This is a genomic window from Asticcacaulis currens (genome assembly GCF_028550395.1).
GTDB lineage: Bacteria > Pseudomonadota > Alphaproteobacteria > Caulobacterales > Caulobacteraceae > Asticcacaulis > Asticcacaulis currens.
Genome location: NZ_JAQQKW010000005.1, coordinates 21,994 through 42,050, shown reverse-complemented (window position 1 = coordinate 42,050; position 20,057 = coordinate 21,994). Strand labels below are relative to the sequence as shown.

At 61.6% G+C, this 20,057-nt stretch carries 21 protein-coding genes and 1 pseudogene; 10 read left to right on the top strand and 12 right to left on the bottom strand.

Features of this window, described 5'->3' with window-relative positions:
* Nucleotides 1-92 precede the first annotated feature (92 nt).
* The 5 genes from PQU94_RS09550 to PQU94_RS09530 all read left to right on the top strand — a co-directional run bounded on the left by PQU94_RS09550 (nucleotide 93) and on the right by PQU94_RS09530 (nucleotide 3,549).
* Nucleotides 93-329 (top strand): hypothetical protein, encoded by a 237-nt coding sequence (locus PQU94_RS09550; protein WP_272741241.1) that lies wholly within the window; start codon nucleotides 93-95, stop codon nucleotides 327-329.
* 118 nt (nucleotides 330-447) lie between these two features.
* Nucleotides 448-633 carry a (2Fe-2S)-binding protein gene (locus PQU94_RS09545; RefSeq protein WP_013479094.1) on the top strand — a complete coding sequence of 62 codons (186 nt, stop codon included), beginning with the start codon at nucleotides 448-450 and terminating at the stop codon, nucleotides 631-633.
* A 47-nt stretch (nucleotides 634-680) separates the two neighbouring features.
* On the top strand, nucleotides 681-1,166 hold the full coding sequence (gene bfr / locus PQU94_RS09540) for a bacterioferritin (protein WP_272741240.1): 486 nt from the start codon (nucleotides 681-683) through the stop codon (nucleotides 1,164-1,166).
* A gap of 113 nt (nucleotides 1,167-1,279) precedes the next feature.
* Nucleotides 1,280-2,188 (top strand): class I SAM-dependent methyltransferase, encoded by a 909-nt coding sequence (locus PQU94_RS09535; protein ID WP_272741239.1) that lies wholly within the window; start codon nucleotides 1,280-1,282, stop codon nucleotides 2,186-2,188.
* Between the two features lie 32 nt (nucleotides 2,189-2,220).
* Nucleotides 2,221-3,549 (top strand): alpha/beta hydrolase, encoded by a 1,329-nt coding sequence (locus PQU94_RS09530; protein WP_272741238.1) that lies wholly within the window; start codon nucleotides 2,221-2,223, stop codon nucleotides 3,547-3,549.
* Between the two features lie 106 nt (nucleotides 3,550-3,655).
* Here the strand turns inward: PQU94_RS09530 and hisN are convergent, their stop codons facing one another.
* The 8 genes from hisN to ubiA all read right to left on the bottom strand — a co-directional run bounded on the left by hisN (nucleotide 3,656) and on the right by ubiA (nucleotide 12,338).
* A complete protein-coding gene (gene hisN / locus PQU94_RS09525; protein ID WP_272741237.1) occupies nucleotides 3,656-4,483 on the bottom strand; it encodes a histidinol-phosphatase in 828 nt (275 codons plus the stop codon).
* A gap of 73 nt (nucleotides 4,484-4,556) precedes the next feature.
* The gene (locus PQU94_RS09520) at nucleotides 4,557-4,940 is read right to left on the bottom strand and encodes a helix-turn-helix domain-containing protein (protein WP_013479089.1); all 384 of its coding nucleotides are present in this window, start codon (nucleotides 4,938-4,940) and stop codon (nucleotides 4,557-4,559) included.
* 99 nt (nucleotides 4,941-5,039) lie between these two features.
* Nucleotides 5,040-7,904, bottom strand: coding sequence for a M16 family metallopeptidase (locus PQU94_RS09515; RefSeq protein ID WP_272741236.1), 2,865 nt, complete (start codon nucleotides 7,902-7,904; stop codon nucleotides 5,040-5,042).
* 63 nt (nucleotides 7,905-7,967) lie between these two features.
* Nucleotides 7,968-9,557, bottom strand: coding sequence for a phospholipid carrier-dependent glycosyltransferase (locus PQU94_RS09510; RefSeq protein WP_272741235.1), 1,590 nt, complete (start codon nucleotides 9,555-9,557; stop codon nucleotides 7,968-7,970).
* 60 nt (nucleotides 9,558-9,617) lie between these two features.
* Entirely contained in the window at nucleotides 9,618-9,956 is a 339-nt protein-coding gene (locus PQU94_RS09505; RefSeq protein ID WP_272741234.1) for a VOC family protein, read from the bottom strand.
* On the bottom strand, nucleotides 9,953-10,597 hold the full coding sequence (locus PQU94_RS09500; protein WP_272741233.1) for a class I SAM-dependent methyltransferase: 645 nt from the start codon (nucleotides 10,595-10,597) through the stop codon (nucleotides 9,953-9,955). The genes PQU94_RS09505 and PQU94_RS09500 overlap by 4 nt, the downstream gene beginning before the upstream one ends.
* Nucleotides 10,594-11,385, bottom strand: coding sequence for a DUF3298 and DUF4163 domain-containing protein (locus tag PQU94_RS09495; RefSeq protein ID WP_272741232.1), 792 nt, complete (start codon nucleotides 11,383-11,385; stop codon nucleotides 10,594-10,596). Before PQU94_RS09495 ends, PQU94_RS09500 begins: the two co-directional genes overlap by 4 nt.
* 26 nt (nucleotides 11,386-11,411) lie before the next feature.
* Complete coding sequence (ubiA, locus tag PQU94_RS09490) at nucleotides 11,412-12,338, bottom strand: 4-hydroxybenzoate octaprenyltransferase (protein WP_272741231.1); 927 nt, start codon at nucleotides 12,336-12,338, stop codon at nucleotides 11,412-11,414.
* A 220-nt stretch (nucleotides 12,339-12,558) separates the two neighbouring features.
* Here ubiA and PQU94_RS09485 point away from each other — a divergent pair, with 220 nt between their 5' ends.
* The 3 genes from PQU94_RS09485 to PQU94_RS09475 are packed head-to-tail and all read left to right on the top strand — an operon-like array spanning nucleotide 12,559 to nucleotide 14,296.
* The gene (locus PQU94_RS09485) at nucleotides 12,559-12,924 is read left to right on the top strand and encodes a PadR family transcriptional regulator (RefSeq protein ID WP_272741230.1); all 366 of its coding nucleotides are present in this window, start codon (nucleotides 12,559-12,561) and stop codon (nucleotides 12,922-12,924) included.
* A 5-nt stretch (nucleotides 12,925-12,929) separates the two neighbouring features.
* Nucleotides 12,930-13,496, top strand: a complete 567-nt coding sequence (locus tag PQU94_RS09480; RefSeq protein WP_272741229.1) for a DUF1700 domain-containing protein — start codon at nucleotides 12,930-12,932, stop codon at nucleotides 13,494-13,496.
* A gap of 17 nt (nucleotides 13,497-13,513) precedes the next feature.
* Nucleotides 13,514-14,296, top strand: coding sequence for a GIN domain-containing protein (locus PQU94_RS09475; protein ID WP_272741228.1), 783 nt, complete (start codon nucleotides 13,514-13,516; stop codon nucleotides 14,294-14,296).
* Between the two features lie 43 nt (nucleotides 14,297-14,339).
* Here the strand turns inward: PQU94_RS09475 and PQU94_RS09470 are convergent, their stop codons facing one another.
* Complete coding sequence (locus PQU94_RS09470) at nucleotides 14,340-14,909, bottom strand: hypothetical protein (RefSeq protein ID WP_272741227.1); 570 nt, start codon at nucleotides 14,907-14,909, stop codon at nucleotides 14,340-14,342.
* Between the two features lie 138 nt (nucleotides 14,910-15,047).
* On the opposite strand from PQU94_RS09470, the pseudogene PQU94_RS09465 reads away from it, so the two are divergent.
* A pseudogene (locus PQU94_RS09465) lies at nucleotides 15,048-15,409 on the top strand (VOC family protein).
* Here the strand turns inward: PQU94_RS09465 and PQU94_RS09460 are convergent.
* On the bottom strand, nucleotides 15,402-16,763 hold the full coding sequence (locus tag PQU94_RS09460; protein WP_272741226.1) for an ATP-binding protein: 1,362 nt from the start codon (nucleotides 16,761-16,763) through the stop codon (nucleotides 15,402-15,404). The pseudogene PQU94_RS09465 and the gene PQU94_RS09460 sit on opposite strands and share 8 nt — an antisense overlap.
* A 188-nt stretch (nucleotides 16,764-16,951) precedes the next feature.
* Nucleotides 16,952-17,653 carry a response regulator gene (locus PQU94_RS09455; protein ID WP_272741225.1) on the bottom strand — a complete coding sequence of 234 codons (702 nt, stop codon included), beginning with the start codon at nucleotides 17,651-17,653 and terminating at the stop codon, nucleotides 16,952-16,954.
* 246 nt (nucleotides 17,654-17,899) lie between these two features.
* On the opposite strand from PQU94_RS09455, the gene PQU94_RS09450 reads away from it, so the two are divergent.
* On the top strand, nucleotides 17,900-19,222 hold the full coding sequence (locus tag PQU94_RS09450; RefSeq protein WP_272741224.1) for a NupC/NupG family nucleoside CNT transporter: 1,323 nt from the start codon (nucleotides 17,900-17,902) through the stop codon (nucleotides 19,220-19,222).
* Between the two features lie 186 nt (nucleotides 19,223-19,408).
* On the opposite strand, the gene PQU94_RS09445 is transcribed toward PQU94_RS09450, so the two are convergent.
* Nucleotides 19,409-19,897 carry an Hpt domain-containing protein gene (locus tag PQU94_RS09445; protein WP_272741223.1) on the bottom strand — a complete coding sequence of 163 codons (489 nt, stop codon included), beginning with the start codon at nucleotides 19,895-19,897 and terminating at the stop codon, nucleotides 19,409-19,411.
* Nucleotides 19,898-20,057: the final 160 nt, after the last annotated feature.

Sequence of the window (20,057 nt, the reverse complement as noted above, 5' to 3'; positions counted from 1 at the left end):
CGGGGCCTTCTGCTAGAGCGGCTTTCTGATGAAGGCCGCTCTGTCTGTTTGGGAATCTGACCCTGACGGGCGGCAAGCCATGGAGTTTCCTTTTGACCACCCTGACTGTCGCTGAAGCGCTCGAAAACGTCTACACCTCGCTGATCGACGACAATGCGCAACTGGACACGCACATTGCGGCGCTGAAGACCGCTCTGGCGGCTGAGGGGCAGAAAGAAGCGATCGTCGAGCCGTCGCGTCTGGCGCAGAACAACCGCGCCGGTCGCAAGCTGATGCAGTCCTATTTCAAGAAGCGCGGCGTTACTGTGACCTTCAAGGAACAGGCCTGAGTTTTTGAGAAGCATTCGCGAACTTCGCGTTGCGAGTGACTTGCAATTGAATGTGGGTGATGCTATCTGAGACGCATTCTCAGATTTGGCTCTGTATGCCGGACTCACAGGTTCCCTCGTGTACGTTTGCAATTGTAACGCTATCCGCGAAAGAGACGCGCAAAAGGCCATTTTATCGGGGGCAACCACGGTAAAAGCCGTCTTCAACCATTGCCAGACTCGTCCGCAATGCGCCAAATGTGTCTGCGACATCCGGCAGATGATCGAGGACGTCAGCGCCACCGTGCGGCTGGCGGCTGAATAGACAGCGTTTTCGGCCCTGCCGCCACCGTCAACCCCAGGAGTGCGGCCATGCAGGGCAATCCGGCGATTATCAAGCTTCTCAACACCGTCCTCACCAATGAGCTGACGGCGATCAACCAGTATTTTCTCCATGCACGTATGCTGGAAAACTGGGGCCTGACCCATCTGGGCCGCATCGTCTATCAGGAATCCATCGAGGAGATGAAGCACGCCGATCTGCTGATCAAGCGCATATTCTTTCTGGAGGGCCTGCCCAATCTTCAGGACCTGCACAAGCTGAGGATCGGAGAAACCATCACCGAGTGCCTGACCGCCGATCTGTCGGTCGAAACGCGCGGTCATGGCGTCTTGGTCGCCGGCATCAAGCAGTGCGAAGACGTGCAGGACTATGTCAGCCGCGACCTGTTGAGACACATCCTCTCGGACACCGAACATCATATCGACTGGCTGGAAACGCAGCTCGGTCTGATCAAACTGATGGGCGAGCCCAACTACCTGCAAAGCGCCATGAAGGAAATCGAGGGCGAAGCCTGATCCGCTGCGTATCGCTGGCGCTTGTTGGGGCTTTTGTCCCGCAAGAGGCTTCACAGGGCGCAGAAACCGCTTTAGGTTTCGACGACTGAAAACGAGTTCTTCCGGGTAGCCGATTGGCGCGTGACCATTCCAAACTGAGTTTCGACCGGCGCGGCGTCTTGCGTCTGGGTTTGACGGCGTCGGTGCTGGCCTGCGGCGCGGGCCTTGTTGCCTGCGGCCGCAAGAGTGAAACCGCGCCCGCCAGCGGGGCCGCCGAAGAGGGCACTTTGCCGTGGGCCGTCGGGGGGAAGTGGCGCAACGACATCGACCGTCAGCGCGACAAGTTCCGTCACCCCATTGAAACGCTGGAATTTTTCGAGATCAAGCCGCGCGACACGGTCATAGATATGTGGCCCGGTGCCGGCTATATGACCGACATTCTGGCGCCGTGGCTGGCGCGCGGCAAAGGGCGCTATGTGGCCGCCCTGATCGAAAACGAGGCGACGGCCCCGGAGGCCGCGACCCTGACCGCCGAATATCGCCGCCGTTTTACCGCCGACCCCAAGCTCTATGGCGAACTGGCCTTTTCCGCCTTCGGGCCGCAGACGGGGGCGCTGGCCGATGCGGAAAGCGTCGATTCCGTTCTCTTCCTGCTGGTGCTGCATGACTGGATGGCCGCCGGTCTGGCCGAAAAAGCGTTTGCCGATGCCTTCGCGGCGCTCAAGCCCGGCGGTCTTCTGGGCATCGAGCAGCATCGCGCCGACGTCGGCAATGCGCAGGACCCGGCAGCCACCAATGGCTATGTGCAGGAACCTTTCGTCAAGCAACTGGCGGCCGAGGCGGGATTCGAGTTCCTTGAAGCGTCCGAGATCAACGCCAATCCCAAGGACAACAAGGCCCATCCCTTCGGTGTGTGGACCCTGCCGCCCTATCGGCTGACGGCCCCGCGAGGGGAGCCGCCAAATCCGGATTTTGATGGTACACTGTACGAGTCCATCGGTGAAAGCGACCGGATGACGCTTAGATTCCGCAAGCCCGCCTGATACACTGACTGACCCTGTTTGAGACCGCACCCGTGACACGCATCGCTTCCCTCTCCACCGCCGCGCCGCTGATGGCGATACCGGAATACCGGCCGCCCGAAGGGGGCGTGGGTGAATGGTTCCGCGGGGCAGGGGGGCTGCGGCTGCGGCTGGGCTTCTGGCACCCCAGGGGACCGGCGCGCGGTACCGTCTTCGTCAGCCCCGGTCGCGCCGAACCGATCGAGAAATATTATGAGGTCGTCGCCGATCTGCTGGAACGCCGTTTCTGCGTCGTCGTACACGACTGGCGGGGGCAGGGGCTGTCGGCGCGTTTATTGCCCGACCGTCTCAAAGGTCATGCGCGTTCCGAAGACGAGTTTCTGGATGATTATCAACGCCTGCTCGACGGCTTTGAGGACCGCGCGCCCAAGCCGTGGGTGATGCTGGGCCACTCGATGGGCGCGGCCCTCAATCTGGCGACCCTGACGCGCGGTGAGGAGCGTTTCAGCGCTGCCGTCTTCATCAATCCGATGCTGCGCATCAAGACGGGCAAACATTCCCTGTGGTCGGTGATGTTTCAGACCGACTGGAAGGTCAAACACGGTCAGGCCAGTGAGTACGTGCCGGAACTGTTTGACGATCCGTTCGAACACACCTTCGAAGAAGACGCCCTGACCCACGATGCGGTGCGCTATAATCTGTGGCGCGAACAACTGTTTGCCTGTCCGCATCTGGCGGTGGGCACGCCGACCTGGGGCTGGCTTTTGTTTGCGCTGCGTATCGGCGACACCCTGCTCAAGGACAAGGGCAAGGTGCTGAAGAAGATCCGCACGCCGGTTTCGGTGGTCATTTCTAGCGACGACAGCCTGATGATGAAGCAGCCGACCAAGGCCTTCGTCAAGAAGCTGACCAAGGGACGCTGCATCGAAATTGCCGGGGCCGACCACGAGATTTTGATGGAAACGGACGCCTATCGCCGGGCCTTCTGGGCCGAATTTGACGAGTCGATCAGCTTCAACCTGCCCTCGGAGGCCCTGCCCGCGACCCCGGCCGGAGTGCCTGTGGCCGAGGTGGAGGTCAGCGAACCTGTGGCCCCTGCTGCGACCGAAGTGTTTGATTCGCACGTCCCCGCTGAGCCCGTGCCTGAGACAGTGGTCGGTGCTGAGCCCGCGGACACCGAAGCGCGTCCGGTAACGGCGCAACCGATCTTCTCTTCCTATGAACTGAACGACATCCCCGTCTATGCGCCGCAACCGCCGCCGGAACGCTTGTCGGTGCCGGAAGGCCTGCGCGCCAAGCGGGATGAGGTCGAGGTCGAGGACTGGGAAGAGACCCCAGCAGAAACCGCCGAAGGAACGCCAGCCGACGTTAGAGCGAAATGACTTTAAGAGGAATCGCCATTTCGCTCTAAATTTTTGTTTTGTCGCGATGTTTTTGCGGAAAACCGCTCACACTTTTCCGCACATCGCTTTAGCGCCCAAACCGTAATCAGTGCACTTCTGCGGGCTTTGAGGCGGGGGACAGGTGCTCGATAGCGGCCTCAAGCACGGCGCGTGAACCGGCGGCCATGACCTGACCACCATAAGGACCAACGGGCGCACCCGCCCAGTCGGTCACCACACCGCCGGCGTTTTCGATCACCGGAATGATGGCGTCGATGTCCCAGGCCTTCAGCCCCGTTTCCAGCGCGCCGTCCATCGTCCCCTGCGCCACCATGGCAAAGGCGTAGGCGTCGCAGCCATAGCGCATCAGCTTGGACGCCTTGCGCAGAGCGGTAAAGGCGGGCTCTTCGTCACCCGAATAAAGGTGAGGGTCTGTGGTGGCCAGCACGGCCTGATCCAGCGCAGCGCAGGCGCGCACCCGCAGCGGCGTCGATCCCGAGGGGGTGATCAGACGCGAACCGAGGGGCGAACCGAGGAAGATTTCCTTGAGGAAGGGCTGGGCGATGACGCCCATAATCGGGCGGCCCTTATGGCGCAGGCCGATCAGGGTGGTCCACAGGGGAAGGCCGGAGATAAAGGCGCGCGTGCCGTCGATGGGGTCCAGCACCCACACATAGTCGGCATCGGCGCGCACCGTGCCGTATTCTTCACCAATAATGCCGTGATCGGGATATTCGGCCTCGATCAGGGCGCGGATGGCGCGTTCGGCCCCCTTGTCGGCTTCGGTCACCGGGTCAAAGCCGCTCGAATGGCCGGGCTTGCTCACTTCACCCAGTTCGACGGAACGGAACAGCGGCAGGGCGACGCCCGCCGCTGCTTCCGCCAGACGAAGGATAAAGGCTTCCAGAGTTTCGAGTTCGGCTGAGGACGCCATAGATCACCTTGCGCACGTTGAATCGCGCGCATGTGTAGGCGTCCGCCGGGCGGAACTCAAGACGGAAGACGGATCAAGCCGCGGTTTCGGTTTCGGTGTTCAGCGACTTGGCCAGATCGAGCAGGCGGCGGCGCGGACGCTCCGACAGGCGGTAATAGGCCTGAATGAGGTCGAGCGTTTCCTTGCGCGAAAACACTTCGATGCCTTCGTTCTGCACGGCGGCCACTTCGGTCGTATTGTCTTCGAGGCCATCGTAGAAATAGGTGACCGGGGTTTCCAGCGCCTTGGCGAGCTGGAACAGGCGGGCGGCGGAAATGCGGTTGGCCCCGCATTCGTATTTCTGGATTTGCTGGAAGCGGATGCCGACAGCCAGCGCCAGTTGCTGCTGGGTCAGACCCAGCAGGCGACGGCGGCGACGCAGACGCTTGCCCAGGTGCAGGTCGATATCGTTAGCCATGGAGTTATCCCTCGTTCTATCTGTAAGCGTGCCGTTCCGGGACGGCTCGCCTGTGAGGGTTCAAATGGCGTGCCAGCGTTATGAGCGTCTGGCGGGGGTTCAGGAGGCCTTGGAGTCGCTTTTCGGCACAGGTAGCACCACGGTCTTCAGCGCTTTGGAGGGGTCAAGGTAGCGTTTAGCCAGCGCCTGAAGGTCGGCGGGCGTGAGCGAATCGAGCAGGGCCTGACGCTTCAGCACGTAGTCGCGTTGACCGGCATTGGCGTCGATGCCGGACAGGGCCGCCAGCCAGTAGCCGTTATTGCGATCCTCTTCGGCCATGCGGCGCGACAGCAACTGTCGCCCGCGCAGCAGTTCGTCGGCGGATACCGGTGCGGACTTGAGGCCTTCGATCAGGCCGAGAAAGCCCGTATAGAAGCCGCTTTCCGCCCCCGGATAGAGTTGAACCGTGGCCGACAGATAGCCGAAACCTTTAAAGCCGGTAGAGGGCACATGGCGCGCCAGAGGCACGTAGGTGGTGCCGGTTTCGTCACGCCCCGCCTCATAATGGCGCAGGCTCAGAACCTCGGCCAGCAGGTCGAGCCCCAGACCGGTCTTCGGGTCGCTGTAGCGGTCGGTGGTGGGGAAGGCGATCATCATCAGCGCCTGTTCGGCACTGCCCTGATGATAAAGGGTCTTGTAAAGGCCCGTGGTCGGAAAATGCGCCGTCTCCCCGCCGTCGGGGGCAGGGGTGTAGCGGGCGGGCAGGGCCGGCAGAACACCAAAGGTGGCATCCAGCGCCGGGCGGGCCTGTTCGGGCGTGATATCGCCGACAATGACGATTTCGAGCGGGGTGTCGTGCAGGGAGCGCCGTATCAGGTCGGCGATGCGGTCGTTACCAAGGCTCAGCATGTCCGCCTGCGACAGGGGCGTCAGGCGCGCATCGCCATCATAGACCAGTCGCGGCAGGTGCATGGCCATGACGCCCGACGGGCTGGCTGAGGCGTAGGTATAGTAGGCGGGCATGGAATGGCGCAGGCGTTCCAGATAGGCCGGATCGAAGGCGGCATCGGAATAGAAGGCGCGCAGTAACTGCATTTCGCGGGAAAAATCGTGCGGCGTGCTTTGCCCCATCAGGACGGCGGAGTCTTCTGTGAGGCGATAGGCAAGGTCAAAATTCATCCCCGCCAGCGATTCTTCGATCTCGCTGGCCGACATTTTGTTCAGCCCGCCCTGAAAAATATCATAGAAATTCAGGGCAAAAGCCGCATCGGGCGTTTTGGGTGACAAACGCTTCAGCCCGCCCAGAGCTCGCACGCTGACCATTACCGACCCGGCTTGCAGCTTTGACGGCTTGATCGTCACCTTAAGGCCATTGGCATAGGTCAGGCGGGTCGTGCCCAGCGCCGCGTCCTGTTCGGTGCGGACCGGCGCGACCGGTGCGCCGAAATCGGCATAGGCCCAGGCCTTGTCCGTTTCCGCCTCCGGCGCGGCGACGGGGGCTTTTTCCAGCACCGCATAGGTCTTTTCAAGGGCTGCGGCGTCCAGCCCGGCCACCGGGGCGGGCCCACTCAGTGAGATCAGTGGGCCGTCGCGCTGCATCAGCGACTTCATGTAGGTGTTGATCGCCTCACGCGACAGGTCGGGCTTAAGCTCCTTGTAGAATTGCAGGTCCTGCGCCGGGGAATTGATGACGTAACGATCCTCGATCGAGCCGGCGATCATGTCGGCGATCCATTCGTTCGCGCGCGTGGTGGCGCTATCGACCCGTTGCCGCAGTCCGGCCTCGTAATCGGCGGCGGCGCGGGCAAATTCCGCCTCGCTGAAGCCGTATTCGCCGACCTGTCGCGCCAGGGTCAGGGCCTCGGTAAGGGCCTTTTGCGTTTCGCCCGGCTTGGGCATGACCATCAGGCTGAGGCTTTCGCCCGTGCGCTGAAAGGATTGACGGTTGAGGCCGACGCGGGCAAGGGCGCTGTCCGGGCGGGCGGCCGCGCGTTCCAGACGGTTGTTCAGCGCCGCCAGCGCCAGATGCTCACGCATCATGTCGCGCACGGCCGCGCGGTTCTGAAAGCGCGTATCGGCGGGCTTCAACCAGGCAATGTCGATGATCTCCGGCAGGCCGGGTTCGAAATGGGTGGTACCGCGCGGCCCTTTGGCTATGTAGGCCCCGGCATCGCGCACCGCGGGGGCCGGAGTCTTGGCCTTCCATGTGCCGAAGGTCTTTTCGACACGCTTTTCCAGCGGGGTCGGGTCGATATCGCCCACAATGATCAGGGTGGCGCGGTCGGGACGGTAGAAGGTGTCGTAGAAGCGGCGGATCTGCTCACGCGGCGTATAGAGCACAATATCCCGCAACCCCTTTTGCGGCCGCTCCGGCAGGAGCTGACCGGCAAAGGCCGTGCGCAGCCAGTCGTCATAGCGACGCTGAAGCGGCTGATCGGCAGTGTTCAGTTGCGTCACCACCAGCGCGCGGTCGCGCTGATCCGCCGTTTCCGGAAAGCTCAGGCCGAAGGCCACGTCTGACATGACGTTGAAGCCGGTGTCGAGCGTCGCCGCATCGTTGCGCGGCAGGGCGATCTGATAGCTGGTTTCGCCTTCTCCAGTCTGGGTCTGCTGACCCGCCCCCATCTGAATGCCCTGACGCTCAAGCTGACGGAACAGGTCGCCGTCGGGATAATGGGTCGAGCCGGAAAAGGCCATGAAGGTGATGAGGTAGGCAATGCCGCTTTCCTCATCCGCTTCGTCCAGCGGCCCGGCCCCGATGCGCAGACGCATCACCACCTTTCCGGGTTGGGCGACATTCGGATAGAGGACGTAGGTCATGCCGTTGGACAGGCGGCCAAAGCGCGCCTGCGGATCGACGGGCAGGTCGGAATAGAGATGGGCGAATTGCGCACCGGGGGCACCGGCTTTCAGGGGCTCGGCCATCGCGGTGCCGCTCAGCCCGGCCGCCAGCATCAGTCCCAATACCAAAGCCTTCAGTGTCATCCGTCACTCCTCTGTTGACGATGACCTTATCAGGCTTTGGGGCCTTTTGAAGACGGTAGCCGATTAAGATGAGACTGAATGGGCCGGTTTCGGCTTGGGCTGACAGGTCACCATCTTGAAGGGAATATTGCGGGCTTCGCAGGCCGAACGGGACAGGGGCTGGTGGTAGGTGAGGGGCGATATCCAGATAAAGCCCGCCGCCGCCCCGACGCAGACGACACCCAGCACATAGTCCTTATGCGTCTCTATCCACGCAAAACGGCTTTTCAGCACCTGATAGAGCAGGGGCAACAGCATGAAGCTGAGCAGGAGGGCGGCAAAATAATGATAGATATACATGACCCGCTGCGTGCCGAGCCAGATGTGGACCCCCATAAAGACGATCCACATGCCCAAAACCGCCGCGGCAATATCCATCTCATGCGTATCGAGCCACGGCTTTTTCTGAAAGGCGCGCTGCGCCAGCAGGACCAGCGTGGCTAAAAGCGCCAGCCCGCCCAATGTCCAGTTGAACAGGTTGCCCGCCATCTGCACATAGCTGGTGCGGCCCTTGTTGGCGTCCCAGCGATAGGTGATGTTCTTGTTCATCAGCGGCCACAGGGCCGGATTTGAGCCGTTCTTTTCCGTTTTCACAATGCCGGTGAAGTCATTGTTCATGAAGCGGAAATAGCCGTTGGTGGCGTCGTAGAGCACCTGGGGGGTCAAAGGCCCGCGTTTTTCCAGCCACGCCTTGTACGGCTCGGTGATAAAGGGTGCATCCTTGCGCCCGGCATCGGTCTTGAAGTTCGGCGCTACCGGATTGGCGACAGTGTGCAGGACAAAGACGGAGACCATAATGACCGTGAAACTGGCGGCCACTGCCACGGCCTTGGCGGTGATGTGGCCAATCGTGCGGTCCATGGGCCAGCGACTGCGCATCAGGTCGCGCAGGGCCGTGAAGCCCGGCAGGGCCAGCAGGACCACCGTATTGACCTTGACCATAAAGCTCAGTCCGATCAGCGCGCCGAACAGGGCCGCGTGCTTCCAGGTGTCTTTTTGCGGGTCGCAGAAGGCACGCAGCCATATCAGTATGCCAGCCAGCGCAAAGGTGATCTGAAACGGATCGAGGTGCCCGGCGCGAAAATGCACGATCAGCGCGTTTTCAAACACATACAGCAGACTGAATATGGCCGCGGAAAAGGCCTCGCGGGTCAGGGTGAGACAGATCAGGTAAAACAGAACCGCGCCCGCCACGCTGAACAGGCCGCCCATCAGGCGCACGCCGGTGAAGCTGTAGCCGTCGGGAATTTTGCGGGTATCGGTCTTTTTGACCTCTGCCAGAAAGCGGCTGTCGGCCTTATGGGCATCTCCGGCCAGATCGCGGCCGACCTTCATCAGCATGAAGCCCAGAGGCGGATGTGACGCGTAGGAGGCGATATGGCCTTCGTAGCGCTCCAGCGCTGTGACGTAATAGCTTTCGTCCCAGAAGGCGTGCGGCGGATCATTGAGATCGCGCGCAAAATTAAAGCTGGCCAGACAGAGGATGGCAAACCCCAGAAGCCAGCGCAGAACGGGCTCACGCCCCAGAACGCGGATCAGCGGCTCGTCGCCCCATTTGCCGCTGCGGATTTGCGTCCAGCGGGTTTTGACATCGGCAAGCAGGGTGTCGGTCATTTCAATACGCGCGAGTGGGGCCCCGGCCCTTATGGCAAGCCGGGGCAGGGGCGGCAACCCCTATTTGTCGCTCCACACGCCCAGTTCATTGCCTGACGGATCGGTGAAATGAAAACGGCGTCCGCCGGGAAAGCTGAATATGTCCTGAGTCAGTTGCCCGCCCGCCGTCACGACCGTGTCGCGTGAGGCTTCGAGATTTTCGGAATAGAGGATAACCAGAGGCTTGGTCGGCCCGTTATCGGCGTCGAACCCACCGTCCAGACCGGCTTCGGACAGGGCGGCATAGGTCGGGCCGTAGTCGATGAAGCGCCAGCCAAAGGCTGTTTCATAAAAGGCTTTGGTTTCGGGCAGGGCGGTGGTCTGCCATTCGACATAGTCGATCTTGTGATGTTCGCTCATATCAGGCTCCAGACGCTGGCGGGTTTCACCGCGCGGTCTTCGATTTGGGTATCGGTATGAATATCGAAGGTGGCCAGCCGTCTCAGCCCTTCGCCGGGGAAGTAGCTGCGATGCGGGTCGCCGACATAGACAGCGATACCCTGCGCCCGGCCTTTACGCAGAAATGTCAGCATGGCGGCGGTCATCGACTTTTCGTAGCAGATATCCCCAGCCAGAATAACATCGACAGCCGGGGGCTCGCCCGATAAGCGGTCCGCCCCGTCAAAGGTGACATCCACGCCGTTCAGGGCCGCATTGAGTGCCACGGCGGCGCCGGCAAACGGGTCGATATCATTGGCGATGACCTGCGCTGCCCCCAGCTTCGCCGCCACTATGCCGACCAGCCCGGAACCACAGGCCAGATCGAGCACCCGCTTGCCCTGAATGGCCTGCGGGTTTTGCCGGAGCCACAGGCCGAGCGCCTGTCCTCCCGCCCACGGAAAGGCCCAGAAGGGCGGAGCCAGACCGTTTTGCGACAGTTCGGCCTCGGTCATCTCCCACAGGGCCGTGACCTCCGTCGCCTGATAGAGGCTCAGATCGGGCAGAGACGGGACCGGCAGAGGGGTGGTATGGGCGCGGATAAACGCCGCCGGTTCGCTCATTGCACGGCAGGTGCGGGAACAGGTTCCCCGGCGAAATCTGTCGCATAGGCCGGGCTGATCAGGCCGCGCAGCACCGCCTGGGGCACACGGATCTGATAGGCGCCCTCGGCATAGGGACCGACCTCGTAGGGGGCGAACAGGGCCTCAATGGCGCCGATCTTGCCGGCGGTGGTCGAAGGCACAAGCGCCAGATGGCTTTCGATCAGCCTGGGGCAGGTAAAGCCCGTCGCTGTCTGGGTCGTCGGGGTCTGATTGCGGCGCGAACGCTCGGCCTCGATTTGACGGCAGAGAAACGCGTCGGCGGCCGCAAGGTCGGCATTGGGTGCAAACAGCAACCGCGCGTCGATCGCCTGTCTGGCCGTCTTGTCCCACAGAACGGTCTGATAACTGGCGTTGGGGTGCGCCCCGCCGGTAAATTCCGACTGCTCGGCATAGAGGGAGGCCAGATGCTCGGACTGAGCGGGCAGGGTCCATTTGATCGCGCGGAAGTAGGGCGGCGGTTCGGAGCCTGCAGCGGTCAGTTCCTTGCGATCCTTGGCTGCCTGATCGGCAAAGGCGGTGAGTTCGCTTTGGCCGTCGGCAAACAGGCGATTGTGCAGTTCCCCAAAGGCCTTGATCGCTTCGGGGAAGGTCAGCCTGACCTCGGCGTCGGGGGTCGTCTGCGCAAACTCAAGCGGTGCGGCCGCCACAGGCGGCGCGTCCTTGTGCGTCTCGTCCCTGCGCGAGCACGACGCCAGCGTCAGCGCGCAAAAAGCAACCATGATCAGCAGGTGCGGTCTCATCCGCATGTCTAACTCCTTAGGGTCGCCCATGATTAAACTGACCAGTGCCCGATCAGAATGGCCGCGACCCACAACAGACCGGTTTCGCGATTCGCCTTGAACAGCTTCAGAAGACGCCCGTTGTCATCGATTCGCAAGGTGTTGACCTGCCAGAAAAGGTGCAGGCACACGGTCGCCAGCCCGGCATAGAGCGGCCAGCTCAGGCCGCCGATGATGGCCCCCACCCCGGTCAGGGCCACGGCGGCGGCATAAAAGAAGGAGACGCCGTTGCGGCCCTGTGCCCCAAGCGCGCGGGCCGAGGATTTGACCCCGATCATGGCGTCGTCCTCTATGTCCTGATAGGCGTAGATGGTGTCGTAGCCCAGGGTCCAGAAGATCAGCCCGGCATAGAAGATAACCGCCCCCGGATTTAGAGTTCCGGTCATGGTCGCTACGCCCATCAGAAAGCCCCAGTTGAAGGTCAGGCCCAGCCACGCCTGCGGCCACCAGGTGATACGCTTCATAAAGGGATAGGCGGCGACCAGACCCAAGGACGCCACCCCCAGCCAGATGGCGGTCAGGCCCAGTTGCAGCAGGATAAGGAGGCTGATCAGCGAGGACAGGGCGACGAACAACAGGGCCTGTTTGGGGCTGATCTGTCCTGACGGGATGGGACGCAAGCGCGTGCGTTCGACCTGTGCATCGAAATCGCGGTCCACGAAGTCGTTATAGGCACAACCGGCCCCGCGCATCAGGGCCGAGCCCAGAGCAAACAGGACCAGCTTATAGAGCACATCCAGCGACCACGGATTCGCGGCGCCAAAAACCAGTCCCATCGCGCCCGGCAGGAACAGCAGCCAGATACCGATGGGCCGGTCGAAACGCCCAAGCCTCAGCCACGGGCGCAGGGGTGCAGGGGCATGGAGATCGACCCAGTTGGCTTTGGGGGCGTCGGGTAGGGCAAGGGGATCGTGAGTCATGGGCTCTCATTTGCGCCTTTCGCGGGCGGGTGTCGAGGCCCAAGCCGCGTTCCCCTTCGTTTCATCGACGCACACTATGTTTGGCAAGCTACCTGTTGGTAATGGCTACTACATTACAAATGGTACATGCTTTAAATTGGTATCTTGCAATAAATAGTAGCTTGTCATATACACCTCTTCATCACGGGGCGCACACGGCTCCGTCGAAAGGAAAGCGGAGATGGCTGAAACCATTGACATTCAACTGAAGAAAGGCGTGCTCGGCCTGTGCGTGCTGGCGCTTCTGGCCCGCAATGAGAGCTACGCCTATGAGATCGCCTCTACCCTGTCCGACGCGATCGGCATGGGCGAAGGCACCATCTATCCGCTGATGCGGCGGATGCAGAGCGATGGGCTGGTCGATACGCGGCTGGTGGAGTCCTCATCGGGGCCGTCGCGCAAATATTACCGTCTGACCGAGGCTGGTCACGCGGCACTGGCGGCGCAGGCCGCCGAATGGCGCGGCTTTGCCCGCAGCGTCGATGCGCTGCTGGAGGCCGCACCCACTGAGCCGCAACCGGCTCCTACTGAAACGCAAGAGGGGTGAGGGACATGACCCGCAACGAATTTATCAACCGGCTCAAGCAAGGCCTTATCGGTCTGCCTGCCGCCAGCATCGCCGACGTGGTCTCCGACTACGAAGCTCACTTTACGGACGGCGTGGCGGCCGGTCGCAGCGAAGCCGAAGTGGCCGCGGCGCTCGGCGATCCGTCGCGTCTGGCGCGCGAACTGCGGGCCGAAATCGGCCTGAAACAGTGGGAAGACACCAAGTCGCCGTCTTCGGCGGTCAGCGCGGTGTTTGCCGTTCTGGGCCTTGGGGCCATCGACATCCTGATCCTGCTGCCGCTGCTGATGGGTGTGATCGGCACCCTGTTCGGTTTCTTCATGAGCGCCATCGGTATCTTTATCGCCAGCGGCGTGGTCTTTGCCACCGGGGCCTTCTGGATGCCAGGCGGCGTGTTCGCCGCGCTGTTGGGCGGGGTCGGCGGCATGGCTCTGGCTGTCACCATCGCCGGCCTCACGGCTATCGTCAGCGTGTGGCTGGTCAACGGTCTCGTCTGGTACGCCCGTCTGCACTATCGCCTGCTGAAACCCGCGCTTGACGCGCAGAACGCCTGATCGGAGGAGGGAAGACCATGATGATCCGCAAACTTGCCATTATTTCCGGCTCCGCCTTCGTCCTGTCGGTCGCTTGCCTGGCCGGTGCCGCCGGTCTGGCCAGCCATGACATCGCCAAAAACGGCGGGGTGTGGACCCTGTCGGAAGCCGGGGACAAGCACATCCGCTTTATGAAGACCACCAAGGCCGAGATCGCGCCGTCGGTGACGCGTACCCTTGGCTGGAGCGGCAACGAACAGCTCAAGATCGAGCTTCCAGCCGAGGTGGTTTACACGCAAGGGGCCACGCCTTCGGTAACCGTCAATGGCCCCAAGGCCCTGACCGACCGGGTGCGCCTCGAAAACGGCCGTCTTTATCTGGCCGATGGGCCGGATATCGAAAAGGTGGTGCAGTTCCGCTTCGGTGAGGGGCATATCGAAGCCCATGCCAGCGACGAGCTGAAAATCGTTATCACCGCGCCTTCGGTTCGGGATTTCGAGATTTCGGGCTCTGGCGATCTGCGCGTCAGCAATTATGACCAGCCCGCCATCGACCTGCACATCAGCGGATCGGGCTCGGCCGAGGTGACGGGCAAGGCCAAGGCCTTGAAGCTCGACATCACAGGTGCCGGTCAGGCGGATCTGTCGGGTCTGAGCGTCGAGGACGCCGATGTCAGCATCTCCGGTTCGGGCGACGCCACCATTGCCCCAACGGGCAAGGTCAAGGTCGATGTCTCGGGTTCCGGCAATGTCGATCTGGAGACCCATCCCGCTCAGCTCGATACCCGCATCAGCGGTGCGGGCAGCGTCGAACAGGACTAGAACCGAAAAGGCCTCTCCGTCAGCGGGGAGGCCTTTTTGATGTTTATGCCCGCAGCGCGTGACGGCCCCTGGCTGCGGGGAGGACACGCGCAAAGGGGCGGGGCCCGAACAGGGTCATTTCCATACCGGTTTCGAGTATGTCCCCGCGTTTGGGAGTGCGCAGGAACAGGTCTTCGTCGGGGGTGACGACATAAAGCCCTTCCGGCGCATAGACGACCACAAGGCTTTCGCTGCGCAAAATACCTTCGCCCCACAGCTTGAACTGCGCATAGTAGGGGGCCTGACGCCAGGCGTCCGGGCGTGCCGGGTCCACATCGACATTCAGCGTCGTGCCATTGGGTTCAAGACGCAGGACAAAGCCGGCCGTATTGGGCCGCCACAGACCGTTCAGGTCATCGTGTTTCAGCCACAGGCATTTGAAATCCTGACAGATTTGCGGATGAAGCCCCCAGATGCTGCACCCGTCGCTTTCACGGGTATGGTGGCACAGCGTGCCGGCTTTCTTGCCCACGTCCTCGACATCATAGACCTTGCAGCACAGATTGCATTCCCCGCACGCCTTTAGCGGGGCGCGTGAACGGGGGGGCGTTCGATGCGTATGGGCCTTGGCCATGGGAACCTTCTGCTCTGGAGAAGCCGATATTTTTGCGGCTTTAGCGTGCAGAATGGCCCCATATGGTCAATAAAGGGTTAGAAAACAGGGTTAACAGGGCTTCGCTGCGGTGGGTCGGCTCAGGAAGGGCATGTAAAAATGATCGACCATATGAATCTGTTGTGTCCGACCGCGAACGGAGCAAGCGCTTCTATGAGGCGGCCTTTGCCTCGCTGGGGTACCGTGTGGTCATGGACGGTCCGTGGGGGACGGGTTTCGGTACGCACAAACCCTATCTGTGGCTGGCTGACAGGCAACCGACCGACCACATGCACGTGGCGGTCGTGGCCGAAACACGTGAGGCCGCAGAGGCCTTCTACGCGGCAGCGATGGCGGCCGGGGGGCGTGACAACTGCGCGCCAGGGATTCGCGCACATTATCATCCGGACTATTTCGGGGCTTTCGTGCTTGATCCGGACGGCCACAATATTGAGGCCGTCTGCCACAAACCCCTCAGATAAGCGGGATGCCTATATCTGCGCGCAGGCCGCCCAGCGGGCTTTGATCAAGCCCCAGTTCGCCGCCGTGGCTGCGCACCGTATCGCGGGCGATGGCCAGACCGAGGCCCACGCCCTTCTTGTTCTGGTTGCGTGAATCGTCCAGCCGCGAAAATGGCTTGAGCGCCTCTTCGCGCTTTTCAGGCGGGATGCCGGGGCCATCGTCATCGACGTAGATATGCAGCGATTGTTTGCCGCCCGGCTTGTGCTCGATTTCGGCAGAGACGCGCACCTGAGTGGCGTAGTGAAAGCCGTTCATCACCAGATTGGACAAGGCGCGGCTTAGCGCCATAATCCGGATCGAGGTTTCGACATCTTCGGCCAGGGGCACGAACTCCGGCTGATGACCCGCGCGCCGCGCCCCTTCGACCACCGTTTCCAGCAGAGCGTTGACCGAGGTGATTTGCGGGCTTTCCTGCATTTCGCCGCGCGCAAAGGCCAGATATTCGTCGATCATATAGGCCATTTCCGACACGTCCTGCTTCATGCGTTCGGTCGCCGGATCGGCCGGGGCCATGGCCAGTTCCAGCTTCAGCCGCGTCAGGGGCGTGCGCAGGTCGTGGCTCACCGAAGCGAGGAGGGTCGTGCGCTGTTCGATATGGCGCTGGATGCGCGACTTCATCTTCAGGAAGTTCTGCGCGGCGGCGCGCACCTCGGCGGCGCCATAGGGCTTGAAATTGGGGTCGTCTTCGCCGCGTCCGAACTTTTCGGCGGCGACGGACAAGCGCTCGATGGCGCGCACCTGATTGCGGATAAAGAGGATCGACACGGCGGTCAGAAGCAGGGTCGCCCCGGTCATCCACAGCACGAAGATATGGGCTCGGGTGGCGAAGGCGCGTTCACGCGGGGCAATGACGCGGATCACACCGCCCTTGACCTTGACGCGGATATCGACGGCCCCTGCATAGCGGGTGGTGTCAAACCAGAAGGGATCGTCCAGTTGCTCATTGAGCGCGCGCTTCAGCGAACGATCGAGTGCCGCCCACGCATTGCGCCGGCGGTTTTCGGGCAGGGCGCGGCCGGGCTGATAGACGATGGATAACTGCATCGACTTCTGCGCGGCGGCGGAGATGGTGGCCATGGTCTGCGGCGTGGGGTCGGCCTTGTAGGCATCGACGGCCCAGGCGACATCGCCGACCAGCCCTTCCGACAGCTTGGCCGTGACGGTTTCCCAGTGCATGTCGAAAAAGGCCCAGGTCACCGCCACCTGCATCAGGGCGACCGGCAGAACGATGATCAGCAGGGCACGTCCCCACAAGGTCTTGGGGATCTTGCGTTTGAGGAACTGCGGCCAGAATTTGAGACGGGGTATGCGCATACAGACCTTTACGCTTTGACGCTGATCTCCAAATTGCAATGACCTCCTCATTGCGATTTGGCAAGGGCGACTGCCCGCCGCCGCCTACGCGGCGAGCCCCGGCCTATTCATAGCTCGGTGTTTCACCCTAATTGTGCGCAGAGCGCACGGGCGGCCTCTGAGCGCATAGATGAGGATAAGGCGAGGCCTTAATCCGGCGCCAGCATATAGCCCTTGCCGCGCACGGTTTGCAGGTAGCGCGGATTCTTGGGATCGGGCTCAATCTTGCGGCGCAGGCGGGTGACCTGAACGTCCACGGCGCGCCCTGTGGTATCGACGCTGTCCTTGGCAAGGTCCATGCGATCCACCGGCACATTGGCGCGCTCAGCGAGATATTTCAGAAGTTGCGCCTCGGCCTCGGTCAGGCGCACCATCGCCCCGTTGCGCGTCAGTTCGGCGCGTTCAAGATCAAAGGTGATCTGCCCCATGCTGATGGTCTTCGGCAGGGCGGGTTTGACGCCGGTGCGGCGCAGGATCGCTTCGATCCGCAGCAAAAGCTCTTGCGCTTCGAACGGCTTGGACAGATAGTCGTCGGCCCCCAGGCTCAGGCCCATGATACGGTCGTCGGGCAGGCCGCGCGCCGTCAGGATGAGGATGGGGACGTTGGAATGTTGCCGCACCCATTTCGACAGCGAGAAACCGTCTTCGCCGGGCATCATCACGTCGAGGATCAGCAGGTCGAAATCCAGCAGTTGCAGCATCCGCTTGGCGGCGTCGGCATGGGCGGCGGCGGTGACGCGGAAGCCCTGACGCGACAGGAACTCCTTGAGCAGGGTACGGATACGATCGTCGTCATCGACAACCAGCAGGTGGCGAACGACGGCGTCATTGAGGCCGGGCTGAGGGCTCACGTTTAAGTCCTGTCCTTGTTATGGGCGGCGCCCGGAGGCTTGGGCCGGGGCGCTGTCATCGGCGAGACTACAGGCCCACCGGGTGATTTGTCATCAGGATTTGTCGCCTTTTTGTCATAGCCTCTCGCCGACGGCGAAAATAATATCGGCTATGCGAAGAAACCGCTTGCCATGGTTTCAATGGTTATCGGATATTTACGGTTTGGGCGGCGCAATCGTGTGCACAGCCGCCAAGGGATAGTGTACATGCCGTCTTACGGAATGCTGAACGTCCAGAGTATACTGGGCATTGGGATCATGCTGCTGGCCTGCTGGCTGCTTTCGGAGAACAAAAAGAAATTTCCGATCTTTCTGACCATCGGGGCCATCGGTGTGCAGGTGGCGCTGGCGGTGCTGCTGTTCGGTTTTCCGCAGTCTCAGGCCGTGCTGGACGGCATCAATTCCGGCGTGGACGCCCTAGCGGCGGCCACCAATCAGGGGACGCAGTTCGTCTTCGGCTATCTGGGTGGCGGGGCTCAGCCCTATACGGTGCAAAATCAGGGGGCTCTTTTCGTCTTTGCCTTTCAGGTCTTGCCGCTGATCCTGGTCATCTCGGCCCTGTCGGCCCTTTTGTGGCACTGGCACATTCTCAAATGGATCACGCAGGGTTTCGGGTTCATTTTCCAGAAGACCATGGGCCTTGGCGGGGCGTCGGCTCTGGCGGTGGCCACCAATATCTTTCTGGGCATGATCGAAAGCCCCATCGTCATCCGCGCCTACCTGTCGAAGCTGTCGCGCTCCGAAGTGTTCATGATGATGGTGGTCGGTCTGGCCACTGTGGCCGGTTCGACCATGGTGGCCTATGCGCTGATCCTTAAGGCGACCCTGCCCAATGCCGCCGGTCACGTGTTAGTGGCGTCGATTATTTCGGCCCCGGCGGGTGTGCTGTTGTCGCGCATCATGGTGCCTGAAAAAGACGGCGAAGGCGGCGTTGTCGCCGATTATAACTCGTCGCTGAAGTACGACAGCGCCATCGACGCCATTTCCAAGGGCACGGCGGACGGCCTGATGGTGGTGATGAACATCTCGGCCATCCTGATCGTTTTCGTCGCCTTCGTGTCGCTGATTAACATCGTGCTGGGCATGTTCCCGCATGTGGGCGGTGAGCCCCTGTCGCTTGAGCGCGGTCTGTCCGTCGTTTTCGCGCCGCTGGCGTGGATTATCGGCGTGCCGTGGGAAGAGTCGCAAAAGGCCGGCTATATTCTGGGCACCAAGCTGACCCTGACCGAATTTGTTGCCTTCCTCAAACTGGGGGCCATTCCGGTCGATCAGATGAGCGAGCGCACGCGGATGCTGATGACCTATGCCATCTGCGGCTTTGCCAATCTGGGTTCGGTGGGGATTACGGTCACGGGGCTGGGCGTGCTTATGCCTGACCGCCGCGAGGAAGTGCTGAGTCTGGTTTGGAAGGCCCTGTTTGCCGGCTTTGTCGCCACCTGTCTGTCGGCGGCCATTATCGGTGCGCTGCCGGATGCGCTGTTCGGCCTGAACGCGCCCAAGGCCCCGGTGGTGGCGGTCGCGCCACGCTGATCGTATTGATAATACCAACGGCCGAAGATGCTGACCGCATCCGGCCGTTGAAGACACGAGACTGTCAGTGACATGAGACATTCTCGGATGGAATACCAAGAGTCATTTTCAATGACCTTTGGTATAAGGATACGCAAAAAGCCCCGGCGCAAACCGGGGCTTTTCTTTGTGTCTCAGGCCTTGAGATCAGGCTTCAAGCGCGTCCATATATTCCTTGACACGTGCTTCCAGCGTTTCGGCGAGGGTGACGCCCACCGGATGGTTCTCGTCCTTGATCTTGCCGCGGACGATGGCGCGGATGGCGTCCACATGGGCGTCGATCAGGACGCGCGGTGACTGCATACGGATGGTTTCGTCGTCCAGCATTTTGCACACCGAACCGGCGATGCGCGTGATCAGCGGATAGCCATAGGTGGTGCCCAGACCCTTGAGATCGTGGCAGCGGAAATAGAGGGCTTCGGCGTTCTTCGGGCTCAGGCCATCATTGCGAATGGTTTCCTGCGCCTTTTCCAGCTTGGTGACCTCATCATCCAGCCAGTTGTCGAACTGATCGGACAGGGAGGACAGGGCTTCTTCCGCCTTGGCAAGGGTGGCCGGATCAAGCGCACCCATCTTGCCGCCAACCTTGGCGCGGAGGGTATTGGGGATCTGGATGACCTGGGCTTTTTCGGACATGGGAGCTTATTCCGTGGGGCTATTTCATCAACCCTAACCGCAAACCCCTTTAGGAAGCCCTAATGCCGTGCATTTTTTCCTTCGCGGCCTTGGTGATAAGGGGATTGAGCCGGTAACATACCCCTCAGAGCACCCGCGTGTGCAATCGAATCGCCAGCCC

Bases quoted from the DNA above. Each gene is read 5' to 3' on its own strand.
- PQU94_RS09485 (WP_272741230.1), top strand. From the start codon at position 12,559: ATGGCTGAAACCATTGACATTCAACTGAAGAAAGGCGTGCTCGGCCTG.
- PQU94_RS09475 (WP_272741228.1), top strand. From the start codon at position 13,514: ATGATGATCCGCAAACTTGCCATTATTTCCGGCTCCGCCTTCGTCCTG.
- PQU94_RS09500 (WP_272741233.1), bottom strand. From the start codon at position 10,597: ATGAGCGAACCGGCGGCGTTTATCCGCGCCCATACCACCCCTCTGCCG.
- hisN (WP_272741237.1), bottom strand. From the start codon at position 4,483: ATGGCGTCCTCAGCCGAACTCGAAACTCTGGAAGCCTTTATCCTTCGT.
- PQU94_RS09460 (WP_272741226.1), bottom strand. From the start codon at position 16,763: ATGCGCATACCCCGTCTCAAATTCTGGCCGCAGTTCCTCAAACGCAAG.
- ubiA (WP_272741231.1), bottom strand. From the start codon at position 12,338: ATGACTCACGATCCCCTTGCCCTACCCGACGCCCCCAAAGCCAACTGG.
- PQU94_RS09445 (WP_272741223.1), bottom strand. From the start codon at position 19,897: ATGTCCGAAAAAGCCCAGGTCATCCAGATCCCCAATACCCTCCGCGCC.
- bfr (WP_272741240.1), top strand. From the start codon at position 681: ATGCAGGGCAATCCGGCGATTATCAAGCTTCTCAACACCGTCCTCACC.
- PQU94_RS09450 (WP_272741224.1), top strand. From the start codon at position 17,900: ATGCCGTCTTACGGAATGCTGAACGTCCAGAGTATACTGGGCATTGGG.
- PQU94_RS09510 (WP_272741235.1), bottom strand. From the start codon at position 9,557: ATGACCGACACCCTGCTTGCCGATGTCAAAACCCGCTGGACGCAAATC.
- PQU94_RS09495 (WP_272741232.1), bottom strand. From the start codon at position 11,385: ATGCGGATGAGACCGCACCTGCTGATCATGGTTGCTTTTTGCGCGCTG.
- PQU94_RS09470 (WP_272741227.1), bottom strand. From the start codon at position 14,909: ATGGCCAAGGCCCATACGCATCGAACGCCCCCCCGTTCACGCGCCCCG.
- PQU94_RS09515 (WP_272741236.1), bottom strand. From the start codon at position 7,904: ATGACACTGAAGGCTTTGGTATTGGGACTGATGCTGGCGGCCGGGCTG.
- PQU94_RS09520 (WP_013479089.1), bottom strand. From the start codon at position 4,940: ATGGCTAACGATATCGACCTGCACCTGGGCAAGCGTCTGCGTCGCCGC.
- PQU94_RS09480 (WP_272741229.1), top strand. From the start codon at position 12,930: ATGACCCGCAACGAATTTATCAACCGGCTCAAGCAAGGCCTTATCGGT.
- PQU94_RS09505 (WP_272741234.1), bottom strand. From the start codon at position 9,956: ATGAGCGAACATCACAAGATCGACTATGTCGAATGGCAGACCACCGCC.